This is a genomic window from Alkalibacterium sp. m-11 (assembly GCF_054658155.1).
On record NZ_BAAGIR010000007.1, the window covers coordinates 30,794 to 43,784 of the forward strand.

Annotated in this window: 8 protein-coding genes and 1 pseudogene; 8 read left to right on the plus strand and 1 reads right to left on the minus strand. The window is 46.8% G+C overall.

Features of this window, described 5'->3' with window-relative positions:
• Positions 1–7: 7 nt before the first annotated feature.
• The 8 genes and pseudogenes from ACYQ2O_RS01715 to ACYQ2O_RS01750 form a co-directional block, all read left to right on the plus strand.
• Positions 8–1,639, plus strand: coding sequence for a glycoside hydrolase family 13 protein (locus ACYQ2O_RS01715; RefSeq protein ID WP_459769215.1), 1,632 nt, complete (start codon positions 8–10; stop codon positions 1,637–1,639).
• Between the two features lie 402 nt (positions 1,640–2,041).
• Positions 2,042–3,370 carry a sugar ABC transporter substrate-binding protein gene (locus ACYQ2O_RS01720; protein ID WP_459769217.1) on the plus strand — a complete coding sequence of 443 codons (1,329 nt, stop codon included), beginning with the start codon at positions 2,042–2,044 and terminating at the stop codon, positions 3,368–3,370.
• Positions 3,371–3,543: 173 nt separating this feature from the next.
• Positions 3,544–4,860, plus strand: coding sequence for a carbohydrate ABC transporter permease (locus ACYQ2O_RS01725; protein WP_459769218.1), 1,317 nt, complete (start codon positions 3,544–3,546; stop codon positions 4,858–4,860).
• Entirely contained in the window at positions 4,860–5,738 is an 879-nt protein-coding gene (locus ACYQ2O_RS01730; protein WP_346023892.1) for a sugar ABC transporter permease, read from the plus strand. The genes ACYQ2O_RS01725 and ACYQ2O_RS01730 overlap by 1 nt, the downstream gene beginning before the upstream one ends.
• A 92-nt stretch (positions 5,739–5,830) precedes the next feature.
• Positions 5,831–8,896, plus strand: a complete 3,066-nt coding sequence (locus ACYQ2O_RS01735) for an alpha-amylase family glycosyl hydrolase (protein ID WP_459769221.1) — start codon at positions 5,831–5,833, stop codon at positions 8,894–8,896.
• Between the two features lie 460 nt (positions 8,897–9,356).
• Positions 9,357–11,054 (plus strand): glycoside hydrolase family 13 protein, encoded by a 1,698-nt coding sequence (locus ACYQ2O_RS01740; protein ID WP_459769223.1) that lies wholly within the window; start codon positions 9,357–9,359, stop codon positions 11,052–11,054.
• Between the two features lie 15 nt (positions 11,055–11,069).
• The gene (locus ACYQ2O_RS01745) at positions 11,070–12,074 is read left to right on the plus strand and encodes an ROK family glucokinase (protein WP_346023887.1); all 1,005 of its coding nucleotides are present in this window, start codon (positions 11,070–11,072) and stop codon (positions 12,072–12,074) included.
• A gap of 16 nt (positions 12,075–12,090) precedes the next feature.
• A pseudogene (locus ACYQ2O_RS01750) lies at positions 12,091–12,564 on the plus strand (PTS transporter subunit EIIC); the annotation flags it as partial.
• A gap of 82 nt (positions 12,565–12,646) precedes the next feature.
• On the opposite strand, the gene ACYQ2O_RS01755 reads toward ACYQ2O_RS01750, so the two are convergent.
• Positions 12,647–12,991: RNA-guided endonuclease TnpB family protein (locus tag ACYQ2O_RS01755; RefSeq protein ID WP_459769225.1), on the minus strand; the 345-nt coding region annotated here is incomplete at its 5' end.

Consider the following 12,991-nt stretch of genomic DNA (forward strand, 5'->3'; position numbering starts at 1 on the left):
GACAAGAATGAAGTGGTGGCAGAATGCGGTAGTCTATCAGGTCTATCCGCGAAGTTTTCAGGACAGCAATGGAGATGGGATTGGAGATATCCCAGGCATTACCAGCCGGCTGGACTACTTAAAAGAACTTGGGATCGATGCGATCTGGCTGAGTCCGGTCTATGCGTCTCCGAATGACGACAATGGGTATGACATCAGTGATTACGAGGCTATTCATCCTGAGTTCGGTACGATGGAAGATATGGATGAACTGATCGAAGAAGGTCAGAAACGAGGCATCCGAATCGTGATGGATCTAGTCGTCAATCATACGAGTGACGAGCATAACTGGTTTGTCGAAGCCAGAAAGAGTAAGGATAACGCCTACAGAGATTACTATATCTGGCGCGATCCTGTAGATGGACAGGCACCAAACGATCTGACTTCTGCTTTCAGCGGGCCAGCCTGGACACTTGACGAAGACAGCGGACAGTATTACCTGCATCTATTCAGCAGGAAGCAGCCGGATCTGAACTGGGAGAATGAACGGATGCGTCAGGATGTCTATAAGATGATGAACTTCTGGTTGGACAAAGGTGTTGGCGGATTCCGTATGGATGTCATTGATCTGATCGGTAAACTGCCGGATGAAGGATTGACGGCCAATGGACCTAAGTTGCATGATTACTTGAAAGAAATGCATGAGCACACGCTAAAGGGACGTGATGTGATAACAGTCGGTGAGACATGGAGTGCGACCCCTGAGTCGGCTAAACTGTATTCAGATCCTAAGCGCAACGAGCTGTCCATGGTTTTTCAGTTTGAACACATGATGCTTGACGAACAGCCCGGCAAGTCGAAATGGGATCTGAAAGAACTGGACCTGGTCGAATGGAAGCAAGTCTTGAGCAAGTGGCAGGTAGCCTTTAAGGAAGACGGATGGAACAGTCTGTTCTGGAATAACCACGATACTCCGCGTGTCGTTTCAAGATGGGGGAATGATGATACCTATCGTGTCGAAAGTGCGAAATGCTTTGCGATTCTTCTGCATCTGATGAAGGGGACCCCTTATATTTATCAGGGGGAAGAAATCGGCATGACCAACCGTTTCATTAGTTCAATCGATGAAGTGGACGACATTGAAAGTCGGAATATGTACCATGAACGGTTGGAGCAGGGCTACTCAAAAGAAGAGATTCTGAATGCCATCAACGTCAAAGGGCGCGACAATGCTCGGACACCTGTACAGTGGGACGGTTCAGAGCATTCCGGATTTACGACAGGCGAACCATGGCTCGCTGTTCAGCCGAATTATACAAGCATCAATGTTGAGCAAGCCGTATCAGACAAAGAATCAGTGTTCCATACATATAAGCAGCTGATTCAGTTGAGAAAAGATCATCCCGCAATCGTCTGGGGAGACTATACACTCTTGTTACCTGATCACCCGACGGTCTTTGCCTACGAGCGTTTGTACCGAGGGGAAAGATGGGTCGTTGTGGCTAATATCAGCGACGAGAAACAGCAGGTATGTCTGGACGACATGCCAAATGAGTATGATGTGATGGCAACCAATTACAACAGGTCAGTTGTTGACTGGAGATTATTGGATCTGAACCCTTACGAAGCCGTAGCGGTGAGAGCAGGGGAAACAAGCTAATTCATGACAGGCATACGTCTTTTTAACCGGGATCTTAACCAGAAAAGGGCGTATGCCTTTTTGTCTGCAGAAAAAATACGATTTATAATCAGTTACACCGAAACGATAATAACGGGAAATCATGGAACAGAGGTTGTGCATTATACACTCATATTAATGGTTAAAAATGAGAGGACGGCAGCAGTATATAGCTACAGGGATGTGACGTGATTCCTGATACCGGTAACATTGAAAAAACAATTGAAACATTTGTAAAAACCTTATATAGTTAAATTGTAATCACTTACATCACTCTTTCAGAACACCTAAGTAAACTGGTACCTTTACTTTATGCAACCGAAGGGGTAAAAGTGAAAACCATTCCAGAATAAATAAAAGTAAAAAGTAGGAGGAAGAAGAAGAATGATAAACAGAAAAGTGTTATACAAAGGAATGTTACTGCTTTCAACAGTTGGTTTACTAGCTGCTTGTGGTAACGGAGATGATGGGGCAACTGACGATACGACTGATGACGCAACAGAAGAAACAGTTGACGAAACAGGGGACGATACAGCAGAGGAAACGACTGATACAGCTTCTGATGAGGACGCTCCTGAAAAACCAGAATCATTACACATGTGGGTTAATAATGAAGAACAGCAGCTGGATGCTTATGAAGAAATTACAGCGCGCTTTACTGAAGAGTACGGCATCGATGTACAGATCACACCTTACGAAATGCTTGAGCAGCTTGACGGCATGAGCTTGGATGGACCTGCCGGACAAGGACCGGATCTTTTCTTCCAGCCGCATGATCGTATGGGAGATATTTACCTGCAGGGTCTGGCAGCTGAGCTTGATCTGACAGATGATCAGCTTGAACGCCTTGGAGAGTACAACGAAGAAGCGGTTCAGTCATTCAGCTTCGAAGGCATCCAGTTCGGAATCCCAGCAGTCGTTGAAACATATGCTCTATTCGTCAACAATGAGCTAGTACCTGAAGCACCTGAAACAATGGATGAACTGATGGACATTGCACGTGATCTGACTGGAGACGGCCAGTTTGGCTTCATGATGGATGCTGCTAACCTGTACTTCACATATCCGTTCATCACAGCTGACGGAGGATACATCTTCGGTCAAGATGAAAACGGCGTATATGATCCAACCGATATCGGTCTAAACACACCTGAAGCAGTCTCCGCTGTAGAAATGATTCAGTCATGGTTCGACGAAGAGCTTATGCCTCCAGGGACTGACCTTGAAGTAGCGAGTAGCCTGTTCATGGATGGACAGGTAGGTATGGTCGTCGACGGCCCATGGGCAATTCCTGACTACCGCGATGCAATCGGTGAAAACCTGCAAGTCGTAGAGCTGCCGACTCAAGACGGAGAGCCATTGAACTCCTTCTCAGGAAACAAAGGCTGGTTAGTCAACTATTTCACAGATCATGAGTACTGGGCAACTGAACTGGCACTATTCATTACTAACGAAGAAAACTCAACCACTTACTTTGAAGTTGCCGGTGAACTGCCAGCTCACACAGCTGTAGAAATCGACGATGAATTCATGGAACCAATCTTCGCACAGTCTCAGAACGCTCACCCAATGCCAAATATTCCTGAAATGTCTCAGGTTTGGGAGCCAATGGGAGACGCACTGCAGTTCGTACAGCAAGGGGACGATGTACAGGAAGTACTGGACGAAGCTGTTGCAAATATTGAAGCCAACATTTCAATGATGGGACAATAAGTCACCCAATATAGTGTGAAATCAAACTAATTTGAACAGGGGAGATTGAGCAGATGTGATGACTCAATCTCCTTGTTCGTATTAGTTCTTTAAAGTAATGAATGCATAGAGAGCGATGCTTTAAAGGCAGCAAAGTCCTTTTTAAATATTGGGCTGATAGAAGGAGAGAGATTATGCCTACTGACAGAAAAAATCAAAAAAACAAGCGTCCCGTAAATGCGGATCTGGACCATAGCCCTAAAAAAGCTATGCTGCTGTCCGTTATTCCAGGAATGGGTCAGATTTATAATAAACGACGATTAAAAGGTGCACTGATATTCATCCTGTTTGCAGCTTTTACTGTAATGATGTTTGACTTTATTGCTTCCGGATTACAGGGGCTGATTACCCTGGGAACTGAACCACGAGTGGACGATTCACGTGTGTTCCTGATTGAAGGAATTTTAGCTATCATATTCACTGTGTTCTACGGTGTGTTTTATACGTTCAACCTTCAGGATGCAAAAAAAGAAGCGCAGAAAATCAGAGACGGATGGCGTCCAGGAGGCGTTATGGAGAACTTCAGGAATTCATGGGATGCCGGTTTTCCTTATATTCTGATCGGCCCAGGATTCATTCTGCTGGTCTTCGTGGTCATCCTGCCGCTGCTCTTCATGGCTTTCCTGGCTTTTACAAACTACAATTTGTATAATGCCCCGCCTAGAAACATTCTGCAGTGGGTCGGCTTCGAAAACTTTGTCAGACTGGTGACCATCGCGGAATGGCGCACCACTTTCTTCAGTGTTCTGTCATGGACACTGACTTGGACATTCGTAGCAACGACCTTGTCTATCGGACTGGCTATGTTCCTGGCCATCCTGACAAATGACAAGCGACTGAAAGGCACACGTATCATCCGGACGATCCTGATCTTACCGTGGGCTGTTCCAGGATTCGTGACGATCATTATTTTCTCAGCATTATTCAATGACAATTTTGGAGCAATAAACACAGATATCATTCAGCCACTGTTCAATACGACTATCCCGTGGATGTCTAACGTCATGTGGAGCCGGATCGCGATCATCATGATCCAGGTATGGCTTGGCTTCCCGTATGTTTACGCGCTGTTTTCCGGTGTGCTTAAAGGAATTTCGGATGACTGGTATGAAGCAGCGGATATGGACGGAGCAACACGCTGGCAGAAATTCAAGGAAATCACTTTCCCGCATTTGATGTTTGCCACAGGGCCGATCCTGCTGACGCAGTACACATTCAACTTCAACAACTTCAACATTATCTATCTCTTCAATGAAGGGGGACCAGCTGTGCGCGGACAGAATGCCGGTGGTACCGATATCCTGATCTCATGGGTTTACGGGCTGACATTCACCAACTCTCAGTTCAGTATGGCTGCAGCAATTTCACTGATTCTCGGACTGATCGTGGCGACCTTCGCTTTCTTCCAGTTCCGTCGTTCACGATCATTTAAAGAGGAGGGGAACTATTAATGAGTAAAATCTTCGAACGCATGCAGAAGAGACAGTTCACGCGCAAGCAGAAAAGCAAGCTTGAAGTCGCGATGATTTATCTGATTCTGGCCGTCATGTTCCTGATCATTTTCTATCCGCTGTTCTGGGCCTTTGCCATTTCAATGAACACGGCATCTAACTTATTTACAGCGTCCCTTTCTCCGGAAAACTGGTCTCTGGATAATTACGTCTGGCTTTTTACCAATCCAAGAAGTGACTACCTGCAGTGGTATCGGAACACCTTGTTCGTTTCCACAATCGTAACGGTAGTAACGACGCTGCTGGTCAGCTTTACAGCCTATGCATTTTCGCGTTACCGTTTCAGAGGACGCACGTACGGCTTATATGCCTTCCTTCTGCTTCAGATGTTTCCAGTTCTGATGGCAATGGTGGCTTTATTCATCCTGCTGAACACGATTGGCCTTATTGACAACCTATGGGGACTGATCCTGATTTATATCGGAGGAAACATTCCGATGAATGCCTTTTTAGTCAAAGGTTACCTGGATACCCTGCCTAAATCGCTGGATGAATCCGCTAAAATGGATGGTGCCGGACACTTCAGAATCTTTTTCCAGATTCTGCTGCCGCTGGCAAAACCTATTTTATCTGTGGTGGCCCTGTTCAACTTCATGGCCCCATTCATGGACTTTATCCTGCCTCGTATCGTGTTGAGAAGCCCTGAAAATTTCACATTGGCTCTGGGTCTGTACAACTTTGTCAACGCCCAGTTTTCCAATAACTTCAGCCGATTCGCTGCCGGAGCGGTACTGATCGCTATTCCGATCGCCACAGTTTACCTGCTGCTGCAGAAGTACCTTATTTCAGGTCTTGCCGCCGGTGCCACCAAAGGGTAATACAACTAAAGCTCTCCTTACGCCTTCCGTAGGGGGAGTTCTTTTTGCTCAAAATTGAAAGCGTTAACTAAAAAGAAGAGGAGTCTGAGTAAATGAACAGAAAATCATCTGCATTATTTTCAGCTTTACTGGTCTTTTTACTGCTATTTCAGTCGTTAGCCAATGTCTTTCCCGATTTCACCTCCGTGAGTGCCGAGACTGAGCGGATGCTTCGGGTACATCTTGAAACGGATGAAATTGATAATGATCTCTCGTTATGGATGTGGGGAGATGTGCTGACGAAATCTGAGGACGTGTCTTCCTGGCCGTCCGGTTCGTCTTTTTCAGAATCTGATCAGACTGACTTTGGTTACTATCAGGACATTGCAATACAGGCGGATGCTGAAGAAATCGGTCTGATTCCTGTATTCGGAGATGGAACAAGATATATTGAGGAAGACATTATCATTACATTGTTCCCGGAAGTTGAAGAAGTCTGGATCAGAGCTGATGGATCTGTCCATTATTATGTTCCAGTCGACTTTGAGACACCGGCTCTGCGTATTCACTACCTAAACGACGCCGTGAACTATGAGGATTACGGGGTATGGTTCTGGGGAGATGCACCGAATCAGCCTAGTGAGTGGCCTAATGACGCCATTCCATTTTCAAATAATCAGGTCGGCCCGCACGGAGCCTACATCGATCTTCCAGTCAATGAATCTGCCCAGTCAGTCGGCTTTTTAGTCGTTAATCTGTCAGATGGAGAAGACAAGCTGACGGAGGACTTACGGTTCGCCTCATTTGATACGATGAATCAGGTCTTTGTCACAGCTGATGACCCAACTCAAGCCTTTACTAATCCTTTTTACAGATCAGATGAAGAGGACGGACCGGAAGAATCTGAGGGAGAAGAGGACATCAGAGTGTCTGCTTCAGTCAGCCGGGCATTCAGCTACAACGAACACGGACTTCTTGATGTCACGATCGATAATCAGTCTGACCTTGAGGTATCACGCATTTCAGCGGATGTCTCATCGATCGGGGGACCGTCTGATCTAGTTATTTCTCCTGAACTGAACCGGGTGACCCTATCAGCTGATCACACAATCCAGCCGGGAACATACCCAATAACCGTCAACGTCTGGGATGAAAACAACGGACGTTATACTGCGCAAACTGACGTGACAATCAGTGAGCGGAACAAGGCAGAAGGTGAACGGGACTGGGATGAAGAAATCATCTACTTTATGCTTACCGACCGCTTTGCTGACGGGGATCCGACGAACAATGATCCGTACGGCATTGATTACAGTCAGGCAGAAAATCCTCGAGGCACATATCAGGGAGGGGATTTCAAAGGGGTAACGGAGAACCTTGATTACCTGGAAAATTTGGGTGTGTCGACCATCTGGATCACACCAATCGTTGAAAATGTGGGTCACGATGTCGAATACCGCAGTGATAACGGCACCTACTATGCCTACCATGGCTACTGGGCAAAGGATTTTGAAGAATTGAATCCGCACCTTGGGACGCTTGAAGAATTTCATGACCTGATTGACCAGGCAGCGGACAGAGGGATCGCTATTATGGTCGATGTGGTACTGAACCATGCCGGCTACGGTATGCATCCTAACGACGGGGTGGACGATCCACCAGCAGGCTATCCGACGGACGAAGACAGGGCACGCTTTGACGGCATGATTAGAGAACAAGGCGGTAGCACAGACTTGACCATGGAACTGGCGGGTCTACCGGACTTTCTAACAGAAGAAGCGGCCGTCAGAGAGCAGCTGGTAGCCTGGCAGGCAGACTGGATCGAGCGCTCCACAACAGCTGATGGAAATGCGATCGCGAGTTTCCGGGTCGACACAGTCAAGCACGTCGACGATACGACCTGGCAGCACTTTAAAAATGAACTCATTGAAAGAGATCCAGCATTCAAGCTGATCGGAGAATCTTGGGGAGCAAATTACCAGAACGATCATGGCTATTTAAATACAGGGATGATGGACAGTCTGCTAGATTTCAGTTTCAAAAGCTATGCAGCAGACTTCGTCAACGGACGCATAGAGCGGGCGAATACTCATTTAGTCAATAGAAATAATGTTTTAGCCAGTAATGCTACTCTTGGGCAGTTTTTAGGCAGTCATGATGAACCGGGCTTCCTATATTCGGTTGGTGGAGATGAAGGGAAACTTAAGCTGGCTGCCTCGCTTCAGATGACCTCGAAAGGACAGCCGGTCATTTACTACGGGGAAGAGCTTGGCCAGACAGGAGACGCAAATTGGCCCCAGTATGATAACCGCTATGACTTCGGCTGGGATTTGATTGAAGGTAATCATATCCTGACGCATTATCAGAAAGTCATCGGATTTAGAAATGAATTCAGCGAACTGCTTTCCAGAGGAACGAGGGAGACTTTCCTGACTTCAGAAGACGAGGACTGGATGATTGTCGAACGGGCTCTGGAAGATGAATCAGTGTTTCTTGCCTTCAATACATCCGAAGAGGAGCAGCTGATTTCTGTGGGAGTGGATAGCAGCGACGTCATCGTGATGGATCATTATTCAGACAGCCAGTACTCTGCTGAAGAGACGGGGGATAGCCAGATCATCACATTTACATTGCCAGCCATGGCAGACGGCGGAACAGCACTTCTTACAGTGGACAACGGGTCACTGATTGCGGAAGAAATCGAAACACCGGATGATTCAGAAGAACCGGTAGAAGAAACCGAGGATGATGAAGAAGCAACTGACCCAGGCAACGGGGAACAGCCCGATGGAGAATCTGGACCAGGAACAGATCAGGAATCCGATGGCGACGATCCTGTCTCAGGTGGAGAAGAAATAGCTGATTCAGAAAGAGATGCCGAGGGTGATGGTCAATCGGCAGACCATACTGATTCGTCTGAGAATCCTGGTGCTGGTCAGGATAGTGAAGATTCCGCAGCTGATAGCGATCAAGGTCATTCAGATGGTCCATTAGATGACCCTAATGGTGAGGAGACTACCGAATCGGAAGGCGATTCTTCTAAATCCCAAACTGGTGATCGGAATGGAGAAAGACTTCCTTCTACGGCAACAATGCTCTGGACAGTCGGAGCAGTCGGCCTAGTGAGCCTTTTGACAGGGGTCGCGGTCAGACAGATCAAAAAGAAAAATAAGACATAAGAAAGAAAGCTGGGGTATGCCCCAGCTCTATAGACATTGAATGAAAAGCAGTGAGCAGCCTAGGATTTAAGAAGGTGCTTACTGCTTTTTCTTATGTCTGCTGCTTGGGGGAATCTGTCGAGCTCAGCGGGATCGACTCGAGATATGATTTCTTCTGAGTGGGTTCTAAGATGGATCTTGCGATCAACTCAAGCAGGAACGAACCACCGAGCTGGTTCCGAGTTGCTGCCCACATCAAACTCGTATCTAAAAGTCTCTCGAACTGGTCCCAATACATGTTCCAGCATCGATGTGCCCCGCCATAAAGCGACGTCTCACTAATCCATTTTTCATATATCCATTCTGATACCGATAACAGGCAGAAAAGTATTGAAAGCCGTTTATTCAGAAGATAATATTAGTCTGTTGTCATAATTGACAGGGTATAGAGTATCTCAGGAATATGGAGTGACGAATATAAATGAAAAAGCAATGGTGGAAGAAAGCGGTCGCGTATCAGATCTATCCGCGCAGTTTTTATGATTCAAATGGAGACGGCATTGGAGATTTAAGAGGCATTATTGAAAAGCTTGATTACATCAAGGATCTGGGGATCGATGTGATCTGGATCAGCCCGATTTACGAGTCGCCTAATGATGATAACGGATACGATATCAGTGATTATCACGGGATTATGAAAGAATTTGGAACGATGGCTGATTTTGACGAACTGCTTGAAGAAGTGCATAAGCGTGGCATGAAAATCATTATGGATCTGGTCATCAACCATACCTCTGATGAGCACGAGTGGTTTATCGAATCCCGATCATCTAAAGATAACCCCTACCGTGATTTTTACATCTGGCATCCGGCAAAACCGGATGGCTCCGAAATTAATAACTGGGAGTCGATCTTCGGTGGGTCGGTCTGGGAATATGATGAAAAAACAGGCGAGTACTATATGCACGTTTTTTCAAAAAAGCAGCCTGACTTGAACTGGGAAAATCCAAAGGTCAGAGAACGCTTATACGAAATGATCAACTGGTGGCTGGACAAGGGAATCGACGGGTTCAGAGTCGATGCCATTTCACATATCAAGAAAAAGAACGGCTATCCGAATATGCCTAACCCGCTGAACAAGGACTACGTGCCTTCCTTTGACGGACACATGAATCAGCCGGGCATCGATCTGTTTCTGTCGGAGTTTGCCGAGCGTACAATCAGAAACTATGATGTCATGACTGTCGGGGAAGCGAATGGAGTAAGGATTCAGGATGCAGACCGCTGGGTAGGCGAAGAGAAAGGCTACTTCAACATGATTTTCCAGTTCGAGCACCTAGGTTTATGGGGAGCAAATGGCGACGGACTTGACTTGAAGGAACTGAAAGAGGTCATGACCCGCTGGCAGAAAGGCCTGGACGGTCGTGGATGGAACGCGTTATTTATTGAAAACCATGACCTGGCGAGAAGCGTATCAACCTGGGGCAATGATGCAGATCTGAGAAAAACCTCTGCGAAAGCCTTGGCGACATTCTATTTCTTCATGCAGGGCACGCCATTCATCTATCAGGGTCAGGAAATCGGTATGACGAATGTACAGTTCGACTCGATCGAGGACTACGATGATGTCGGCATGATCAACATGTATAACATTGAAACGAAAAATGGCTCGACGCACGAAGAAATCATGGCATACATCTGGAAGAACGGACGGGACAATTCACGCACACCGATGCAGTGGTCAAATGCGCCTCAAGCCGGGTTCACAACAGGACAACCATGGCTCGGCGTCAATCCGAATTATCCGGATATCAACGTGGAACAGGCTCTGAATGATCCGGATTCGATCTATCATTTCTACAAGAAGATGATTCTGATGAGACAAACCACTCCTGCTCTGATCTACGGGCATTATGAACTTATTGCTGAGGAGCATGACAAGGTCTATGCCTACCTTCGCGCATACGAAGGGGTGGAATATGTTGTGATTGTCAATCTGTTCAATGAGACGACTGACTTGGACCTGAGTGAAGAACTGGAGCTTGGAGACTTGAAATTAAGCAACTATACCGTTACAGATGCTCAGAATGCAGTCATGACGCTGCGTCCATATGAATCACGTGTGTATAAAGTAACCAAACAGAAAATTTGGCACGATCCGAACTATTACGTTCTTTAAGCAAAGGAGAAGCGGATGGAAAAATTAGCGATTGGCATCGACTTAGGTGGAACGACGATTAAATTTGCCTTTCTGACACGGAAAGGGGAAACGGTCACTCAGTGGGCCGTTCCCACTCCTGTCCATAACAAGGGGCGCAGTATCGTTCCTACAATCATACAGTCGATTCAGGAAAAAATGAGCGAACAGTCACTTACGGCTGAAGATATTTCAGCAATCGGAATGGGATCACCTGGATCTGTGAACAGGTCTGAAGGGACAGTGACTGGTGCCTATAATTTGAACTGGACTGAAACGGTCCATGTCCGTGAAGAAATCGAAGGTGCCCTAGGAATTCCATTTGAGTTGGACAATGATGCAAACGTTGCCGCTCTGGGAGAGCAGTGGCTGGGAGCCGGACAAAATGAGCCACATGTGGTCTTTCTGACTCTAGGAACTGGTGTCGGGGGCGGAGTGATCGTCAACGGGGAGCTGGTTCATGGAGCACATGATACTGCTGGAGAAATTGGTCATGTCAAAGTCGATGCAGACGGTTTTCACTGTACGTGCGGTCAGGTAGGCTGTCTGGAAACAGTAGCCAGTGCGACTGGTATCGTCAATGTTGCCAGAAAAGAAGCTGAGCAGTTTATCGGGGAGTCACAGTTGGCTCAGAAAATATGGAACAGTCAGCCAATCACAGCGAAAATAGTCTTCGATCAGGCTAGATTAAATGATCCATTAGCAGATGATGTTCTGAATAAGGTGGGCAGCTATCTGGGAAAGACTTGTGCTAATATTGCCAATATCCTGAACCCGTCAACGATTGTTCTTGGGGGCGGGGTGTCCAGAGCCGGGCAGCTGCTGCTCGATTACGTGACGCCGCACTTTGAACGCCATGCATTTCCGACGATTGCCACACGCACAGCGATCAGAACGGCATCACTTGAAAACGAAGCAGGCGTACTTGGCGCCGCATCTCTAGCGTTTGCTCTAAAAGATAGAGTGGAAGCCGTTGGACAAAATGAAAACGTCAACTTGTAGAATAGGAGAATAAATGATGAAAAAGTTAATGAACTTTGAGTTCTGGCAGAAATTCGGAAAAGCCCTGATGGGAGTCATTGCCGTTATGCCGGCAGCCGGTCTGATGATCAGTATCGGTGGATCGATTCCGCTGATCAACCCTGACCTGACAGCCCTGGTTGCTTTTGGAAGCGTAATCGAGAATATTGGGTGGGCGATTATTGGAAACCTGCATATCCTCTTTGCTCTGGCTATTGGTGGAAGCTGGGCCAAAGATAAAGCTGGTGGAGCCTTTGCTGCCGGAATCAGTTTTATTCTGATCAATCGGATCACCGGAGCAATTTTCGGCGTCACTGGAGACATGCTTGCAGATTAATCAGCGATCACGCAGACACTATTCGGGACAGAGATTCCGGTCGATGGGTACTTTACATCAGTTCTGGAAGCGCCGGCACTAAATATGGGCGTGTTCGTCGGAATCATTGCCGGATTCATGGGTGCGATGGCATTCATTGAACTACCCCCACTTACTCGCTAACTCTCCTTGAAGTGGGGGATTCCTGAGAACACCAACCTATCGGTCGGTTACTTTATCAGGCTAACCCCGTAATCCCTACGGTTAATCGCAACGCTTCGTTGCGAAGATTCATGCTTGCGTTAATATCTCTATCGTGATGACTATTGCACTCAGGGCAAGCCCATTCACGGACAGTGAGATTCTTAACGGCTTTGTTTTGGTAGCCACAATTTGAACACAATTGGCTGGATGGAAAGTTTTTCGCCACAGTGACAACTTGTTTGCCGTACCAGTCTGCTTTGTATTTAAGCATAGTCCGGAACTCTGACCATGAGACTTCGCTGATGGCTTTACTCAACTTGCGGTTCTTCACCATGTTCGACACCTGCAAATCTTCGATACCGATGATGTCGTGGTTTTT

What these genes read in the sequence shown, in the direction of transcription:
- ACYQ2O_RS01715 (WP_459769215.1), top strand. Translation starts at nt 8, where the DNA reads ATGAAGTGGTGGCAGAATGCGGTAGTCTATCAGGTCTATCCGCGAAGT.
- ACYQ2O_RS01720 (WP_459769217.1), top strand. Translation starts at nt 2,042, where the DNA reads ATGATAAACAGAAAAGTGTTATACAAAGGAATGTTACTGCTTTCAACA.
- ACYQ2O_RS01725 (WP_459769218.1), top strand. Translation starts at nt 3,544, where the DNA reads ATGCCTACTGACAGAAAAAATCAAAAAAACAAGCGTCCCGTAAATGCG.
- ACYQ2O_RS01730 (WP_346023892.1), top strand. Translation starts at nt 4,860, where the DNA reads ATGAGTAAAATCTTCGAACGCATGCAGAAGAGACAGTTCACGCGCAAG.
- ACYQ2O_RS01735 (WP_459769221.1), top strand. Translation starts at nt 5,831, where the DNA reads ATGAACAGAAAATCATCTGCATTATTTTCAGCTTTACTGGTCTTTTTA.
- ACYQ2O_RS01740 (WP_459769223.1), top strand. Translation starts at nt 9,357, where the DNA reads ATGAAAAAGCAATGGTGGAAGAAAGCGGTCGCGTATCAGATCTATCCG.
- ACYQ2O_RS01745 (WP_346023887.1), top strand. Translation starts at nt 11,070, where the DNA reads ATGGAAAAATTAGCGATTGGCATCGACTTAGGTGGAACGACGATTAAA.